This is a genomic window from Actinomadura sp. NPDC048955 (assembly GCF_040649435.1).
Classification (GTDB): domain Bacteria; phylum Actinomycetota; class Actinomycetes; order Streptosporangiales; family Streptosporangiaceae; genus Spirillospora; species Spirillospora luteofluorescens.
The window spans coordinates 115,402-130,438 of the sequence record NZ_JBEZJI010000016.1 but is presented as its reverse complement, the minus strand read 5'-3'; the positions used below and the strand labels follow the sequence as shown (position 1 = coordinate 130,438).

The window sequence follows — 15,037 nt, the reverse complement described above, 5'->3', positions numbered from 1 at the left end:
GGAAGGGTGGGGGTGTCTGAGGGAGGTCGCTGATGTGGGTCGTGCCCGAACAACGGTCCGTCGTCGTCGGGGTGGACGGTTCCCCCAACTCCATGGCCGCGCTGCGCCGGGCCGCCCGCGAGGCCTCCGAACGGCACGCGCGCCTGGACGTGATCCGCGTCGTGGAGCCCGGCGACGCGCCGGTACGGCGCCCGTTCCACTCCATCAGGGAGTGGCTGCGGCTGCGCCGCCTGGTCGCCCGCCTGATCCCCCGCTCCCGGCACCTGACCACCCGGCTGCGCGTCCTGCACGGGGAGCCCGGCGTGGTGCTGGCCAAGTCGGCCGACCGCGCCGAAATGCTGGTGGTCGGTGCTCGGTCGCACTCAGAGCACGGCAACCCGCTCGGCGGCGACACCGTCCCGGTCGTGCGGGAGCGGGCGCGGTGCGAGGTCGTGATCTGCGCGGACCAGAGGGCCGCCGCCGGCGAGAACCTCGGAGGCCCCCGGCGAACCCCGGGAGGGAAGTCATGAAACGTCGCACGGTCGGGGACGTCATGACCAGGAACGTGGTGACGGTCTCCGAGGACACCCCCTTCACCGAGATCGCCGACGCGATGGCCGAGCGCCGCATCAGCGCGGTGCCCGTCATGGGCGAGGGCGGCCGGCTCACCGGCATCGTCACCGAGGCCGACCTCCTGCGCAAGCAGGAGTACGGGGACGGCACGCGACCGCGCCGGTCCAGGCTGCGGCGCCATGCCCAGGGCCGGGCCGGGGCGCAGGCCAAGGCGGCCGCCGCGGACGCCCGCGGGCTGATGAGCACGCCGGTCGTCACCGTCGCGCCGACCACCCCCGTCGCCGAGGCCGCCCGCCTGCTGAACGCCCACGGGTTCAAGGCCGTGCCGGTCGTCAGGGACGGCCGGCTCGCCGGGATCGTGGCCCGCCGCGACCTGCTCTCGGTGTTCCACCGCTCCGACTCCGACATCCGCGACGAGATCATCGACGACGTCCTGATCAGCAGGCTCTGGCAGGACCCGGCCGAGGTGCACGTCCGCGTCCAGGAGGGGGTCGTCCACCTCACCGGGCGCGTCGAGCGGAAGAGCCTGATCCCGATCATGGTGCGCATGGCCGCCGCGACGGAAGGCGTCGTCGACGTCGTCGACAACCTCGGTCACGACTACGACGACACCGGTTCCGCCCCCTACCCGGGGCCCTGAGGCCTATGGGGAACGCCGCCGTCGCCGAGACGCACATCGGCGTGGTCTTCTTCACCGGGGACCGCGCCTACAAGCTGAAGAAGCCGGTGGACCTCGGGTTCCTGGACTTCAGCACCCGTGAGCTGCGCGAGCGCGCGTGCCACGAGGAGGTCCGGCTGAACCGGCGGTTCGCCCCCGACGTCTACCTCGGGGTCGCCGACGTGCTCGGGCCCGACGGCGACCCCTGTGACCACCTGGTCGTGATGCGGCGGATGCCCGCCGACCGGCGCCTGTCCACCCTGGTCGAGGCCGGCGCCCCGGTGCGGGACGCGCTGCGCGACACCGCCCGGATCCTGGCCGCCTGGCACGCCAGGGCGCCGCGCGGCCCCCGCATCGCGGCCGAGGAGACCCGGGACGCCGTCCGGGGCCGCTGGCATGACAGCTTCGAGCAGGCCGGGCCGTTCCACGGCACCGTCCTGGACGCCGGGGCCGCCGCCGAGACCGAGGACCTCACGGACGAGTTCCTCGCGGGCCGCGAGCCCCTGTTCGACGCGCGCATCGCCGACGGCCGCGTGGTCGACGGGCACGGCGACCTGCTGGCCGGCGACGTCTTCTGCCTGGACGACGGCCCGCGGATCCTCGACTGCCTGGAGTTCGACGAGCGGCTCCGCTACCTGGACGGTCTGGACGACGCCGCGTTCCTGGCGATGGACCTCGAACGCCTCGGCGCCACCGAGCACGCGGAACGCTTCCTCGGCTGGTACGCCGAGTACGCCGCCGACCCGGCCCCGTCCTCGCTGCGCCACCACTACGTGGCCTACCGCGCCTTCGTCCGCGCCAAGGTGGCCTGCCTGCGCCATGGCCAGGGCGCGCCCGACGCCGCCGCCGAGGCCCGCGCCTATGCCGGCGTCGCGCTGCGCCATCTGCGCGCCGGCCGCGTCGGCCTGATCATGGTGGGCGGGCTCCCGGGCACCGGGAAGACCTCCCTGGCCGGCGCGCTGGCCGACCGGCTCGGCTGCACGGTGCTCGGCAGCGACCGGATCCGCAAGGAGCTCGCCGGGCTGGCGCCCGCCGACCCGGCGGCCGCGCCCTACGGCTCCGGTATCTACACCCCGGAGTGGGGCCGGCGCACCTACCGCGAGATGGCCGCGCGGGCCGCGCGGCTGCTCCGGATGGGCGAGACGGTCATCCTGGACGCGTCCTGGACGTCCGAAGCGAACCGGGAGCTCCTCGCCGCCGTCGCCGAGCAGGAGCACGCGCACCTGACGTCGCTGCGCTGCGAGGCGCCGGAGGCCGTCTGCGCCGAGCGGATGCGGACCCGCCCCCGCGGCGCCTCCGACGCCGACGCGGGCATCGCCGCCGCCATGCGCGCGGACTCCGCGCCCTGGCCCGGATCGACCGCCGTCGACACCGGCGGCCCCCTCCCCCGCGCCGTCGAGCAGGCCCTCGCCGCCGTCCACCCCGCCGGTCCGCCGGACCGTTCCCCAGCGCCGCGCCCTGCCTGACCCTCGCGCCGCTCGACCTGCCCCCCGGACATGCGTACGAGGGGCGCTCTCGGGGAGCGCCCCTCGTGCCGCGGATCAGGTCACTTGAGGAAGGGGAGGCGCTCGACCAGGCGGGTCCCGCCCCACCAGCGGCCGAGGCCCAGGGTGTCACCGGCGCTGACCAGGGCCAGTCCGATGATCAGGATGGCGTAGACCAGGTGGTCGTCCATGAAGGGGTTGTTCTCCGGGGGCAGGACCGCCGACCACATCATCACCAGCAGGGCGGCGCCCGCCGCGGCGGCGATACGCATGCCCACGCCCAGGATGAGCGCGGCGCCGATGCCGGCCAGCCCGATCATGAACAGCCAGTCGGCCCAGCCCGCTCCCGCGATGTCGTGGTAGAAACCGGCGAACGGCCCGGCGGTCGCGTGCGCCAGGAACCCCTCGGTCGGGCTGCCGCCGTCGATCCACGCCTTGGCGGCGGGGGTCTCGTGGCCCAGCCCGAAGGTCTTGTCCAGGAACGCCCACAGGAAGACCCAGCCGAGCGCGAAGCGCGCGGCGGCCCAGGCGTAACGGGCGGCGTGCGACTCGGTCAGCGGCTTGGGGGTCACGACCCGGATCAGGGTGTCCCGTCCGACGTGGGTCTTGTGCTCGGAGAGTGCCATCGCCACTCACCTTCCATCGCATCGATGATCTCGTCACCCATGACTCAATCCTGATCCGCCCTTGGCCTGTAGGTACGTTCGGCGCACGATTCGCGGGACCAAGGTCCCCCGTGCGGCGGGCAGGAAGACCCGGGAGGTCCCGCCCGCGCGGGGCTTCCGTCTCTGCCCCCTCAGGGGGCCGATGCGTAGCGTCGTGATGGAAGGAAGGTGAAGGGACGGCGTCATGGGAGCGACGACCATGCGAGCACGGACCGGCCGCTGGACAGCACGGATCAACCGCTGGCGTCGCGGTTGCGGCTTCGACCGCAACGACCTGCGGCGCGATGTGGACCGGATCCAGTGGCGGCTCGGGCTGCTGCTGCTCATCGTCTTCCTCAGCGCGACGCCACCGCTGCTCTCCCATGCCGTCGCGTCCGCCTACGGCTCGGGCGTGCGGGCCGAGCGGCAGCAGGCCGCCACCCGGCACCGCGTCGAGGCCACCATCGTGAAGGTCCAGGACCCGGGAGGCCGACGCACGGTCACGGTCGCCTGGACCGACCCCGACGGGACGCGGCGGACCGGCGACTACACGACGTGGCGGGGGGCCGGTGTCGGGGAGCGCCTCATCCTGTGGGCCGGGCCCGACGGCGTCTCGATCACGCCGCCCCGCCGGCACGCGCAGACGGTCATCCACACCGCGGTGGCCGGGACGGGCATGGCCCTCGCCACCGGACTGCCCGTGCTCTGCCTCTACTGGCTCGTCCGCGCACGCTGCGACCGGCTCCGGTACCGGCTGTGGGACGCCGAATGGGCGCGCCTCGACCACCACCGCACCGGTCCCTGACCACTGTGGGCCAGGTCCCCGCGGAGGGTCAGGCGGGCTTGAGCGGGACGCACCAGACCAGCACCGTGCCGCCCTCTGGGCGGCGCCCGGCGGTGCACGTGCCGCCCAGCCCCTCCGCCCGGGCCTCCATGTTGCGGAGCCCGCTGCGGCGGCCGCCGTCGGTGATGCCGACGCCGTTGTCCTCGACCCGTACCGTGACGTCGTCCCCGACGTCGATGTTCAGAGACGTCTCGGTGGCGTGAGCATGCCGGGCGACGTTCGACAGGGCCTCCCGCACGACCGCGAGGAGCTGCTCACCGGTCTCCTCGTCGACCGAGGTGTCCAGCAGGCCGTCCAGCCGCACCGAGGGCGCGAACCCGAGGTGCTCCGCCGCCCTGTCGGCCAGCGCGTGCACCCGGCTGCGCAGCGACGTCTCGTCGGTCTCGGGGCCCTGCAGCGCGAAGATGGACGAGCGGATCTGCCGGATGGTGTCGTCCAGGTCGTCCACCGCCCGCTGCACCCGGACGGCGACCTCCCGCTTCTGCGTGATCTTGATCGCCGCCATCAGCCCCATCGCGGTCGCGAACAGCCGCTGGATGACGGTGTCGTGCAGGTCCTTGGCGATCCGGTCGCGGTCCTCCAGCAGGGCCAGCCTCTCGGCGTCCCTGCGGCGCTCGGCCAGCTCCAGGGCCACCGCCGCCTGCCCCGCGAACGCCTCCAGCAGCCGCTGCGTCCCCTCCGAGAACAGCGCCCCGCCGGGCGCGTTGACCACCGAGAGGACTCCCCGCGCCGACGAACCGAGCCCGAGCGGTACGACCAGCAGCGGACCGATCGGTATGCGCGTGGGCAGTTTCGCCTCGCGCGCCGCCTTCTCCCCGTCGACCAGCCGCAGGGCGGTTCCGTCGGTGTACACCCGCCCGGCCACCGAGTGCTCCAGCGGCACCCGCAGCCCCTCCAACCGGTCGGCGCCCTCCCCGCGGGCGGCCTCGACCACGAACTGCCGGCTGGTCTCGTCCACCAGCGCCACGGTCGCGAGTTCGGCCTCGGCGATCTCCTGTGCCCGCTGCGCCACCAGGTTCGTCACCTCGTGGGGGTCGGTGCCCGACAGCAGCGCGGTGGAGATCTCGGCCGACGCCTCCAGCCACCGCTCGCGCCGGCGCGTCTCCTGGTACAGGCGGGCGTTCTCGATCGCGACGCCGGCCGCCGTAGCCAGCGCGATCACCACGACCTCGTCCTCCTCCTCGAACTGGCCGCCGCCGGCCTTCTCGGTCAGGTAGAGGTTGCCGAACACCTCGTCCCGCACGCGGATCGGGACGCCCAGGAACGTCCGCATCGGCGGATGGTTGGCCGGGAAGCCGCTGGATGCGGGGTGGTCCCCGAGGTCCGGGAGCCGCAGCGAGCGCGGCTCCCGGATCAGCAGGCCCAGGATCCCGTGCCCGTGCGGCCAGTGGCCGATCGCCTCGATCTCCTCCTCGCTGACCCCCACGGTGACGAACTGCACCAGGTGCTCGCCCTCTTCACCGATGACGCCGAGGGCGCCGTACCGGGCGTCGACGAGGGTGGTGGCCGCCTCGGTGATCCGCCGCAGCACCGACTCGAGGTCCAGCTCGCTGCCGATCGAGACCACGGCCTCCAGCAGCGCGTGCACGCGGTCCCGGGTCGATCGTGCCGCTTCCAGCCGCGACTGCAGCTCCGACAGCAGATCGTCCAGCTGCAGCTGCGGCAGGATGAGCCGCGCCTTGTCGGGGCCGCCGCCCGAATCATGAGCCACAGACCCAGTATTACCCTGCCCGGGGCCGAGAAGTCAGGTCAGGGACCTTAGTCCCTGATGACCTTGGTCACCGGTGCTCCACCCTGGAGGTTATGCATCTCGACCACAGCGGCATGGAGATCCTCGATGAGGAGGAATGCCGTTTCCTGCTGCGCCGATCGACGATCGGCCGGATCGTGTTCACGCTCCAGGCACTGCCCACCGTACAGCCGGTCAACTTCGTCTTCGACGGCGAGCACATCGTGGTGAAGACGTCTCCGGCTTCCCGGCTGGCCACCGCCGCCTCCGACACCATCGTCGCCTTCGAGATCGACGAAATCGACCCGGAGGCCGGCAGAGGCTGGTCGGTGGTCACCGTGGGGCCGGCCCGCCGTGCCACCGAGCCCGCCGAGATCGACCGGCTCTCCGCTCTTCCGCTCCGAAGCTGGGCGCCCGGTGAGCGCGACCGGTTCATCGTCATCCGGCCACGGCTCATCACGGGACGGCGCATCCCCGACCGTGCCTCGCTCAGGGCTCCTCAACCATGATGTCGGCGATGGACCGGCGGACGGTGTCCAGCCTCTCCCCCTCCGGTGCCCCGATGCGCAGGAGCATCTGGGGGTAGGCGTCCCGGCAGAACTGGGCACGGATGAACGCGCGCAGCTCCGGCACTTCGAGGGCCTGGGTGTGGAAGGCGGCCGCCAGGTCGCTCTCGGCCGCCCTCAGCAGCGCCCGCTGGAGCGCCTGACCCGTGCGCAGCCAGTCGGCGGGCCCGTCTCCGTCGGAGACCAGGAGCAGCGCCACTCCCGCCACCGCCGCCCCCTCCGGGTGCGCGGGCTCGGCGCCCCAGCCCTGGCCGCGCGCGAAGTCGCGGGCGGGGAAGTGCGGGCTGGTCTCGGGAGTCTGCCTGGGGTAGGCGCCTTCCTGAACGCCGTCCTTGCGGGCCGTCCTGGGCGAGGGCGCCCAGCGGCCGATCTCCGTCGCGTACGCGGGCATGCGGCGCTGGATGTGCTCGGCCGCGTCGGTCAGGGCGGCCAGGGCCCCCTTGACGTTCCGGTCGACGGCCTCGATCAGCCGGGCGCCCTCGCGCTCGACGTCGTAGCGCATGGCCGTGAGCATCCCGGCGGGGAGGGTTTCGGGGCGGAACGCGCCCCGATGGCTGCGCCGGCGCCGGATCTGCGCGTGCTCCCGGAGAGTCTGCCGGTCCGCCGGCTCATCGGGCTCCAGATTCACGTCGGCGAGCAGGTGCGGGCGGTCCGGATCGGGCAGCAGCAGCACGACGGGGGCGTAGCCCTGCGCGCGCAGCGACAGCTTGAGGTTGTACAGCGCGGCCCCGCAGCTGATCAGCATTTCCCGGCCGTTCGGGTCGGCGACGCCCAGGCGCCGGTCCGGGTCGGCGCGGAGGCTGACGCGCGAGCCGCGCACGCCGAACCGCCACGGCTGGGTGTTGTGCACCGACGGCGCCCACAGCGCGTCCTCGACGGCACGCCGTATGTCGTCCGCGATGTCCGCGGAAGTCCTGTACCTGGTTTGCATGAATCGCTCCTTCCTCCACTCTTCACCCCATCAGCGGCCCCGCACCCGCGGCAGGGCCGAAGGTCCACCCGAGGGGCACGGGGACGCGTGCCGGTTCGGGACGTTGGTCCCCAGCGCGGGGGACGTCCGCTGGCTGGGGAAAGGCCGGGCGCCGGGGTAGCGTCCATTCCGTCACCACCGGACCGAGGAGAACCATGACCGCCCAGACGCCAGGCAACGCGGGGACGATCCGGGTCTTTCTGATGGACGACCACGAGGTCGTCCGCCGCGGGGTGGCCGCGCTGCTGTCCGCCGAGGACGACATCGAGGTCATCGGCGAGGCCGGCACGGCGGCCGAGGCGCTGGCGCGGATCCCCGCCGTCCGGCCCGACGTGGCCGTCCTGGACGTCCGCCTGCCCGACGGTGACGGCGTGAGCGTCTGCCGCGAACTGCGCTCCCAGCTGCCGGAGCTGGCGTGCCTGATGCTGACCTCCTTCGACGACGACGACGCCCTGTTCGAGGCGGTGATGGCGGGGGCGGCCGGCTACGTCCTCAAGCAGATCCACGGCTCGGACCTCGTCGGCGCCGTCCGCACCGTCGCCACCGGCCAGTCCCTGCTCGACCCCCGCAGCACGGCCCGCATGCTCGAACGGCTCCGCACCCGCCAGGAGAAGAGCGACCCGCTCAAGGGCCTGACCGAGCAGGAGCGCCACATCCTGGAACTCATCGGCGAGGGCCTGACCAACCGGCAGATCGGCGAGCGCCTCTTCCTCGCCGAGAAGACGGTCAAGAACTACATCTCGAACATCTTCGCCAAGCTCGGCATGAGCCGCCGCACCCAGGCCGCCGCACTGGCCGCGCAGCTCAAGGCCGACGGCGCCCAGTCCAGGCAGGGGCGCGACTGAGCCCTGGCCCGGCCGGGTCCCTGGGGGGCGGCCGGGCCAGGCCTGCGCTCACTCGCGTCCACGGACGAGCTCATTCCCGTCCACGGACGAGCTCATCCCCGTCCACGGACGATGGCGACCGGGCAGTGGGCCCGCAGCAGCATCGCGTGGCCGACCGACCCCAGCAGGAGCCCGCCGAAGCCGCCGTGCCCCCGGGAGCCGACGACCAGCAGGCCCGCGTGGACGGACGCGCCCGCCAGCACCTTCGCCGCCCGGCCGTTGACGGCCTCGGACACGACCTCGACATCGGGGTACTTGGACCACCATCCGGCGAGCGACTCGGCGAGGACGCGCTCCTCCTCCGCGGCGACGACGGCGCGGTCGTAGACGAGGGGCTGCATGTCACCCCGGCCCGAGGGGACCGGATGCGACCAGGCCGTCAGCGCGCGCAGCCGCACCCGGCGCACGGACGCCTCCTCGAAGGCGAACCCGACGGCGTCCGCGCCCGCCGGGGAACCGTCCACCCCGACCACGACGTCCCCCCGCGGGTCCGCGTTCGAGGCCCGGGCGACCACCACCGGGCACGCGGCGTGCGTCGCGACCTGCATCGCCACCGAGCCCACCAGCAGCCCCGAGAGGCCGCCCGACCCGCGCGAGCCGGTCACGACCATCAGCGCGTCGCGCGCCCGCTCCACGAGCACCTTGGCGGGCTGCCCGCCGGTCTGCTCGCCGGTCACCTCCAGGCCCGGAACGCGGTCGCGGGCGCGGGCCACGGCGGACTCGACGATGTCCCGCCCGCCGTCCAGCAGCTGCTCGCGGACGCGGGCCGCGCCCGGATCGGTGGGCACGTCGAAGAGCCACGGCGTGACCACGTACACGACGTGCAGCGACGCGCCCCTGCGGGCGGCCTCGTCGGCGGCCCAGTCGACCGCGAGCAGGCTCGGCTCCGAACCGTCGTCCCCGACGATGATCCTGTTCATACGGTCACGCTCCGCAGGTCGCGGGCGATGCCGGCGGCCCACGCGCCGACGCGGTCGCGGTCGCGGAAGTCCCCGGACGCCGTCCGGGCGACCTTGGCGGCCATGAAGCCCCGGGCGTCGGGAGCGAGCCGCCCGCCGAAGGTCGCGTGCCCCCGGGCGTGGACCCGGCGGGCGAACTTGGCGACGCCGGGCACGGGATCGATCGCGCGCTCCTGCGCGCTCCGGTCCAGGGGGCCGCTGCTGAACAGCCACACCGGCCGGTGCGCCAGCCCGTCCGCGTGGTGCCGGACGAAGCGGCGCGCCTCCCGGTGCCAGCGCCCGACGTACAGGGCGCCGCCGACGACGACGGCGTCGTACCCGTCGAGGCTCTCGACCTCTCCGGCGGGGCGCACGTCGGCCGTCACGCCCGCATCGCGCAGCGCGGCGCCCACCCATTCGGCGATCTCGGCGGTCCCTCCGCGCTCGGAGGCGAACGCCACCAGTACCCGGATCATGACGGCTCCTTCGCGTGCGGGTCGCGGTCGTGGACGACCGCGACCGGACCCGGCGCCTCGTGCAGCACGAACCGCGTGACGGCGCCGAGCATGGTCTTGGGGGACGATCCGATCCCGCGGACGCCGACCACGAGCAGCATCGCGTCCCGGGCCTCGTCGGCGAGGACGCGCCCCGCCCGCTCCAGGACGAAGCGCCGCTCGACGGCGATCTCGGGGTGCGCGGCGAGGGCGGGCGCGACCGCCGCGGCGAACCGCGCCTTGGCCTGCTCCTTGAGCGCCTGCGGATCGCTGAACGGCAGCCGGTCCGGGCCCGGGAGGGTGGCGGGGTCCCACCACGCGCACACCAGCGTCACCGACGCGTGCCAGAGCGCGGCCTCGCACAGGGCGAACCTCAGCGCGGCCTGGCTCGCGGGCGACCCGTCGATGCCGACGACGATCCGCTTCCCGGACGGCGCCGGCTCGTGGGCGGGCACCACGACGACGGGGCGGTCGGCGTGCGCGGGGGCGTGGACGGCGGTCGAGCCGAGCGGCAGCCGGTCGAACCCGCCCGCCCCGCGGGCGCCGACCACGATCAGTTCGGCGTCCCGCGACGCCGCCAGCAGCGCGGCGGGCGGCGTTCCCTTGGACAGCAGCGACCGCACGTCCAGACCGGGGGCGGTCTCCTGGGCGATCCGGACCCCGTCCTCCAGGGCGATGACGCCCATACCGCGGACGATCTCCAGAGCCTCGTCCCCCTGCGGCCCCGCGGGATAGGGCCAGTTCCAGGCGTGGCAGACCCGCAGGGGCACACCGCGCAGGGACGCCTCCCGCGCCGCCCAGCGCAGGGCGCGCCCGGCGGCGGGGGAACCGTCGAACCCGACCAGGACATGTGGTCCGTCCATCGTCTTCCACCTCCAGATGTCCAAGCCTCACAACCCCCGCGGCGGGCGGTCAGAGGCGTGGGTCCGCCGACGCCGGGACCTTCGGCCCTGATCCGCGTCGCCGCGTGCCGCCATGCTGAGGGCGGCAGGAGGTGCGACGATGACGACGGCTCCGGCGCCCTACCGGCGGACGGCCGAAGACGTGGTGCGCGAGTTCGGCGGCGACGCCTCCGACGGGCTGGCGTCCGACGAGGCGGCGCGGCGGCTGGAGCGGGACGGGCCCAACACGCTGCCCGCCGCACGCGGGCGCGGCCCGGTGGCGCGGTTCCTCCTCCAGTTCAACAGTCCTTTGATCTACGTGCTGCTGGTGTCGGCGGCGGTGACCGGGCTGCTCGGCGAGCACGTGGACGCGCTGGTGATCCTCGGTGTGGTGGTCGTCAACGCCGTCGTCGGGTTCGTCCAGGAGTCGCGCGCGGAGAAGGCGCTGGGCGCCCTGGCCGCAATGGCCCGGACGGCGGCGCTGGTCGTCCGGGACGGCGCCGCACGGCGCGTGCCGTCGGCCGAGCTGGTGCGCGGCGACCTGGTCAGGCTGGAGGCCGGCGACAAGGTCCCGGCCGACCTGCGGCTGCTGCGGGCCGACGAGTTCGCCGTGGACGAGTCGGCGCTCACCGGCGAGTCGGTGCCCGTCGCCAAGGACACCGCGGCGCAGGGCGAGGCGGCCCTCGCCGACCGCACCGGCATGGCCTTCTCCGGCACGCTGGCGACGGCCGGGAGCGCCGCGGGTCTGGTGGTGGCGACCGGCGCGGACACCGAGCTCGGCGGCATCCACCGGCTGGTGGAGGGCACCGGCGCGGTCCAGACGCCCCTCACCCGCAAGATCACCCACTTCAGCAAGATCGTGACGGTGGCGATCCTGGCGCTGGCCGCGCTGACCTTCCTCATCGGCGTGCTCCGCGGGCGCGGCGCGACCGAGATGCTCACGGCCGCGGTCGCCCTCGCGGTCGGCGCGATCCCCGAGGGGCTGCCCGCGGTCGTCACGATCACCCTCGCGCTCGGCGTCTCGCGCATGGTCCGCCGCGGAGCCATCGTCCGGCACCTGCCCGCCGTCGAGACGCTCGGCAGCACCACCGTCATCTGCACCGACAAGACCGGCACCCTCACCCAGAACCAGATGACCGTCACCGCCGTGTCCGCCGGAGGGCGCGACTACACCGTCACCGGCGCCGGCTACGCGCCCGACGGGACGATCCGGCGGGACGGCCGGGAGATCGACCTCGCCGGCCACCCCGCGCTCAGGGAGACGCTCCGGGCCGGCCTCGGCTGCAACGACGCGCAGCTGCACCGGCGGGACGGCTGGCAGATCACCGGGGACCCTACCGAAGGGGCCCTGCTGACCAGCGCGGCCAAGGCCGGCGTCGACGCGGTGCCGGATCGCACGGCAACGCTGCCGTTCTCCGCCGAACGCCGCTACATGGCCACCCTGCACGAGGACGGCACCGTCTACGTCAAGGGCCCCGTCGAGCGGATCCTGGAACTGTGCGAGACCGCCGCCGGGCCGGACGGCACGCCCGTCCCGCTCGACCGCGCGGCGGTCACCGCGCGCGCCGAGGCCTACGGCGGCCAGGCGCTGCGCGTGCTGGCCTTCGCCCGGGGGCACGCCGGCGGCGCCGGTCTGGACGAGCCGCCCCCGCTGACCTTCCTCGGCCTGCAGGCCATGTTCGACCCGCCCCGCGAGGACGCCGCCCGGGCCGTCCGGACCTGCCACGACGCGGGCGTCCACGTCAAAATGATCACGGGTGACCACGCCGCCACCGCGCGCGCCGTCGGCACCCGCGTCGGGCTGGACGGCGAGGTGATGACGGGCGCCGAGCTCACGGGCGACGTCTCCGCCGAACGCGTCCAGGCCACCACGGTCTTCGCCCGCGTCTCCCCCGAGCAGAAGCTCCGCCTCGTCCAGATCCTGCAGGACCGCGGGCACGTCATCGCGATGACCGGGGACGGGGTCAACGACGCGCCCGCGCTCAAGCAGGCCGACATCGGCGTCGCCATGGGGCGCACCGGCACCGACGCCGCCAAGGAGTCGGCCGACATGGTCCTCACCGGCGACGACTTCGCCTCGATCGAGAAGGCCGTCGAGGAGGGGCGCGGCGTCTTCGACAACCTGGTGAAGTTCATCGTCTGGGCGCTGCCGTCCAACATCGGGCTCGGGCTCGTGCTGGTCGCCGCGATCGTCGCGGGCACGGCGCTGCCCGTCCTGCCGCTGCAGGTCCTCTGGCTGAACATGACCGCGGTGCTCGTGCTCGGCCTGCCGTTCTCCGTCGAGCCGAAGGACGAGCACATCATGAGCCGCCCGCCCCGCGACCCGTCCCTGCCGCTGCTCACCCGCGCGATGACGCTGCGGATCCTGGCGGTCTCGGCGATCCTGCTCGCCGGCGCGTTCGGCCTCCAGCACTGGGAACGCGCCCACGGCGCCACACCGGCGGTCGCGCAGACGGTGGTCGTCAACGTCTTCGCGCTGACGCTGCTCACCTACCTCTTCAACTGCCTGTCGCTGGACCGGCCGCTGCTGTGGCACGGCGTCCGCCGCAACCCCTGGGTCGGCGCCAGCGTCCTGGCCCTGATCGCCATCCAGGCGCTCTACACCTACGCGCCCTTCATGAACGACCTGTTCCGCTCCGCCCCGCTCGGCGCCGCCGCCTGGGCGCGGATCGTCGTCATCGCCGCCGTCTCCTACGTGGTGGTCGAGATCCTCAAGTACGTCCAGCGGCGCGCTGATCCGGCCCTCCGGCAGGGCGGCGCGGGACGTTCGCCCCTGCCGGCGGCCGGCGCCCGCGAGGAGTCTGGAGGCGGAGGTAAGCCGTCCAGCCCGGAGGAGGAGCCATGACGTCGAGCCCACCGCTGGAGCAGCGCGCCGTCACCGAGCTGATGAGCCGCGACCTGCTCACCATCGCCGCGGACGAGTCCGTGATCATGGCCTGGGAGCTGATGTGCCGGGCCGAGATCCACCACCTGCCGGTCACCGACGTCGAGGGCGGCTTCCTCGGGGTCCTGGACGCCCAGACCCTCACCTCGTCCTGGAACGCCGCCGTCCCCCGCGAGGCCCGCCGCCCCGTCACGGCCCTCCTGCCGTCCCGGCCGCCCGCGACGGTGCGCCCGTCGGCCACCGTCGCCGAAGCGGCCCTGGCCATGCTGGAGTCGGACAGGGACTACGTGGCGGTGACGGACGAGAACGGCGCCCTGGCGGGCCTCGTCACCGCACGGGACCTGGTCTGCGCCCTCGCCGGGGTGCACCGCGAGATCCCGGCGCGGACCGGAGGCATGCCGTCGCTGTACCGGATCGAACCCGTGCTCCCGCGCGCGACGCCCGCCCCCCATCCCGGGCGGAGCAGCATCGGCCCCGACTGATCCGATCCGGCGGGCGCTCCTCACGCGGCGTTCTGGGCGGCGTACCGGGGCGCCGGGACGATGGCGACCGTGCAGGGGGCGTGGTGCAGCATCGCCGAGCTGGTCGCCCCCAGCAGCAGCGGGTCCAGGCTTCCGGTGCCGCGGTCCCCGACCACGAGCAGGTCGGCGGTTCCGGCGGCGTCCAGCAGCGCCTCACGGGGACGCTCCAGCAGCGGCATGACGTCCACATGGACCTTCGGGTAACGCCGCCGCCAGGGATGGACGACCTTCTCCAGCATCGCGGCCCGCGCCTGGAACAGCTTGGCCTTGTCGGCGAACAGGGGCAGGTCGCTCTCGGGGACGGCGCCCGGCTCCCACGCCCCGTGCACCACGCGCAGGTCGCACTCGCGCAGCGCGGCCTCCTCGATGGCGAAGCCGACCGTCGCGTCCGCGCTCTCCGACGCGTCGACGCCGGCCACGACGAGACCGTGACCGCCGTCCGCGCCGCGGACGACCACCACGGGACGGCGGGTCCGCGACGGGAGCTCCGTCGCCGTCGAGCCCGCGGGCATCCGGTGCCGCTCGTGCGAGCCGACCACGATCAGCTCCGCGTCGTCGGACTCGTACACCAGCGTGTCGCAGGCGGGCTCCCGCCTCAGCAGCGTGCGCACCTTCCCCTGCGCGCCCAGGGCGCGTGCGCGGCGCGCTCCCTTGCGCAGGAGGTTCTCGCCCGCCCGCTGGAGCACCGCCTGCACGCCGGCGTCCACGTGACCGCTCGGGTAGGGCCAGTGCCAGCAGTAGCACAGCATCAGGTCGAGCCCGCGGAGCCGCGCCTCCTCCACCGCCCAGCGCAGCGCCGGGTCGTTCTCCTTGGTCCCGTCGTAGCCGAACAGGACGTTGGACCTCTGGGCCCTCGTCAGCGCCGCCATCCGCCCGCCCCCTTCCTCCAACAGGGTCCCGACTACAGTCTCGGCCCGCCGGAACGCGCGAGGCAGGGGCCGAAGGTCCCCCCGCGCCGGGTCGTCCGGTACTGCCGGACGGCGGCGGG

Annotated in this window: 15 protein-coding genes; 8 read left to right on the top strand and 7 right to left on the bottom strand. The window is 74.2% G+C overall.

What is annotated here, in order from left to right; translation table 11 throughout:
* The first annotated feature begins 32 nt into the window (after positions 1-32).
* Genes AB0C84_RS18180 through AB0C84_RS18170 form a run of 3 tightly spaced genes read left to right on the top strand, consistent with a single transcriptional unit; the run spans position 33 to position 2,676 of the window.
* Positions 33-509 (top strand): universal stress protein, encoded by a 477-nt coding sequence (locus AB0C84_RS18180; protein ID WP_361067274.1) that lies wholly within the window; start codon positions 33-35, stop codon positions 507-509.
* Entirely contained in the window at positions 506-1,192 is a 687-nt protein-coding gene (locus AB0C84_RS18175) for a CBS domain-containing protein (RefSeq protein ID WP_258941636.1), read from the top strand. The genes AB0C84_RS18180 and AB0C84_RS18175 overlap by 4 nt, the downstream gene beginning before the upstream one ends.
* Before the next feature lie 5 nt (positions 1,193-1,197).
* Complete coding sequence (locus AB0C84_RS18170) at positions 1,198-2,676, top strand: AAA family ATPase (protein WP_361067270.1); 1,479 nt, start codon at positions 1,198-1,200, stop codon at positions 2,674-2,676.
* Positions 2,677-2,756: 80 nt separating this feature from the next.
* Here AB0C84_RS18170 and AB0C84_RS18165 read toward each other — a convergent pair whose 3' ends face one another.
* Positions 2,757-3,320, bottom strand: a complete 564-nt coding sequence (locus tag AB0C84_RS18165; RefSeq protein ID WP_258941634.1) for a hypothetical protein — start codon at positions 3,318-3,320, stop codon at positions 2,757-2,759.
* 238 nt (positions 3,321-3,558) lie between these two features.
* Here AB0C84_RS18165 and AB0C84_RS18160 point away from each other — a divergent pair, with 238 nt between their 5' ends.
* Positions 3,559-4,143 (top strand): hypothetical protein, encoded by a 585-nt coding sequence (locus tag AB0C84_RS18160; protein WP_218905113.1) that lies wholly within the window; start codon positions 3,559-3,561, stop codon positions 4,141-4,143.
* 28 nt (positions 4,144-4,171) lie between these two features.
* Here the strand turns inward: AB0C84_RS18160 and AB0C84_RS18155 are convergent, their stop codons facing one another.
* Entirely contained in the window at positions 4,172-5,893 is a 1,722-nt protein-coding gene (locus tag AB0C84_RS18155; protein WP_361067266.1) for a GAF domain-containing sensor histidine kinase, read from the bottom strand.
* Positions 5,894-5,985: 92 nt separating this feature from the next.
* Here AB0C84_RS18155 and AB0C84_RS18150 point away from each other — a divergent pair, with 92 nt between their 5' ends.
* Positions 5,986-6,420 (top strand): pyridoxamine 5'-phosphate oxidase family protein, encoded by a 435-nt coding sequence (locus AB0C84_RS18150; protein WP_361067263.1) that lies wholly within the window; start codon positions 5,986-5,988, stop codon positions 6,418-6,420.
* Here the strand turns inward: AB0C84_RS18150 and AB0C84_RS18145 are convergent.
* Positions 6,401-7,408 carry a hypothetical protein gene (locus tag AB0C84_RS18145; RefSeq protein WP_361067260.1) on the bottom strand — a complete coding sequence of 336 codons (1,008 nt, stop codon included), beginning with the start codon at positions 7,406-7,408 and terminating at the stop codon, positions 6,401-6,403. The two genes, AB0C84_RS18150 and AB0C84_RS18145, sit on opposite strands and share 20 nt — an antisense overlap.
* A 194-nt stretch (positions 7,409-7,602) precedes the next feature.
* On the opposite strand from AB0C84_RS18145, the gene AB0C84_RS18140 reads away from it, so the two are divergent.
* A complete protein-coding gene (locus AB0C84_RS18140) occupies positions 7,603-8,292 on the top strand; it encodes a response regulator transcription factor (protein WP_179842539.1) in 690 nt (229 codons plus the stop codon).
* A 92-nt stretch (positions 8,293-8,384) separates the two neighbouring features.
* Here the strand turns inward: AB0C84_RS18140 and AB0C84_RS18135 are convergent, their stop codons facing one another.
* The 3 genes from AB0C84_RS18135 to AB0C84_RS18125 are packed head-to-tail and all read right to left on the bottom strand — an operon-like array spanning position 8,385 to position 10,626.
* Positions 8,385-9,251: a universal stress protein gene (locus tag AB0C84_RS18135; RefSeq protein ID WP_361067256.1), complete on the bottom strand. Its 867-nt coding sequence runs from the start codon at positions 9,249-9,251 to the stop codon at positions 8,385-8,387.
* Entirely contained in the window at positions 9,248-9,745 is a 498-nt protein-coding gene (locus AB0C84_RS18130) for a flavodoxin domain-containing protein (protein ID WP_258941628.1), read from the bottom strand. The genes AB0C84_RS18135 and AB0C84_RS18130 overlap by 4 nt, the downstream gene beginning before the upstream one ends.
* Complete coding sequence (locus AB0C84_RS18125) at positions 9,742-10,626, bottom strand: universal stress protein (RefSeq protein WP_361067252.1); 885 nt, start codon at positions 10,624-10,626, stop codon at positions 9,742-9,744. Before AB0C84_RS18125 ends, AB0C84_RS18130 begins: the two co-directional genes overlap by 4 nt.
* A gap of 139 nt (positions 10,627-10,765) precedes the next feature.
* On the opposite strand from AB0C84_RS18125, the gene AB0C84_RS18120 reads away from it, so the two are divergent.
* Both AB0C84_RS18120 and AB0C84_RS18115 read left to right on the top strand, forming a co-directional pair.
* The gene (locus AB0C84_RS18120; protein WP_361067249.1) at positions 10,766-13,489 is read left to right on the top strand and encodes an HAD-IC family P-type ATPase; all 2,724 of its coding nucleotides are present in this window, start codon (positions 10,766-10,768) and stop codon (positions 13,487-13,489) included.
* Positions 13,486-14,010, top strand: a complete 525-nt coding sequence (locus tag AB0C84_RS18115; protein ID WP_361067246.1) for a CBS domain-containing protein — start codon at positions 13,486-13,488, stop codon at positions 14,008-14,010. Before AB0C84_RS18120 ends, AB0C84_RS18115 begins: the two co-directional genes overlap by 4 nt.
* Before the next feature lie 20 nt (positions 14,011-14,030).
* Here the strand turns inward: AB0C84_RS18115 and AB0C84_RS18110 are convergent, their stop codons facing one another.
* Positions 14,031-14,918, bottom strand: a complete 888-nt coding sequence (locus AB0C84_RS18110; RefSeq protein WP_361067243.1) for a universal stress protein — start codon at positions 14,916-14,918, stop codon at positions 14,031-14,033.
* Positions 14,919-15,037: the final 119 nt, after the last annotated feature.

What these genes read in the sequence shown, in the direction of transcription:
- AB0C84_RS18180 (WP_361067274.1), top strand. Translation starts at nt 33, where the DNA reads ATGTGGGTCGTGCCCGAACAACGGTCCGTCGTCGTCGGGGTGGACGGT.
- AB0C84_RS18175 (WP_258941636.1), top strand. Translation starts at nt 506, where the DNA reads ATGAAACGTCGCACGGTCGGGGACGTCATGACCAGGAACGTGGTGACG.
- AB0C84_RS18170 (WP_361067270.1), top strand. Translation starts at nt 1,198, where the DNA reads ATGGGGAACGCCGCCGTCGCCGAGACGCACATCGGCGTGGTCTTCTTC.
- AB0C84_RS18165 (WP_258941634.1), bottom strand. Translation starts at nt 3,320, where the DNA reads ATGGCACTCTCCGAGCACAAGACCCACGTCGGACGGGACACCCTGATC.
- AB0C84_RS18160 (WP_218905113.1), top strand. Translation starts at nt 3,559, where the DNA reads ATGCGAGCACGGACCGGCCGCTGGACAGCACGGATCAACCGCTGGCGT.
- AB0C84_RS18150 (WP_361067263.1), top strand. Translation starts at nt 5,986, where the DNA reads ATGCATCTCGACCACAGCGGCATGGAGATCCTCGATGAGGAGGAATGC.
- AB0C84_RS18145 (WP_361067260.1), bottom strand. Translation starts at nt 7,408, where the DNA reads ATGCAAACCAGGTACAGGACTTCCGCGGACATCGCGGACGACATACGG.
- AB0C84_RS18140 (WP_179842539.1), top strand. Translation starts at nt 7,603, where the DNA reads ATGACCGCCCAGACGCCAGGCAACGCGGGGACGATCCGGGTCTTTCTG.
- AB0C84_RS18135 (WP_361067256.1), bottom strand. Translation starts at nt 9,251, where the DNA reads ATGAACAGGATCATCGTCGGGGACGACGGTTCGGAGCCGAGCCTGCTC.
- AB0C84_RS18130 (WP_258941628.1), bottom strand. Translation starts at nt 9,745, where the DNA reads ATGATCCGGGTACTGGTGGCGTTCGCCTCCGAGCGCGGAGGGACCGCC.
- AB0C84_RS18125 (WP_361067252.1), bottom strand. Translation starts at nt 10,626, where the DNA reads ATGGACGGACCACATGTCCTGGTCGGGTTCGACGGTTCCCCCGCCGCC.
- AB0C84_RS18120 (WP_361067249.1), top strand. Translation starts at nt 10,766, where the DNA reads ATGACGACGGCTCCGGCGCCCTACCGGCGGACGGCCGAAGACGTGGTG.
- AB0C84_RS18115 (WP_361067246.1), top strand. Translation starts at nt 13,486, where the DNA reads ATGACGTCGAGCCCACCGCTGGAGCAGCGCGCCGTCACCGAGCTGATG.
- AB0C84_RS18110 (WP_361067243.1), bottom strand. Translation starts at nt 14,918, where the DNA reads ATGGCGGCGCTGACGAGGGCCCAGAGGTCCAACGTCCTGTTCGGCTAC.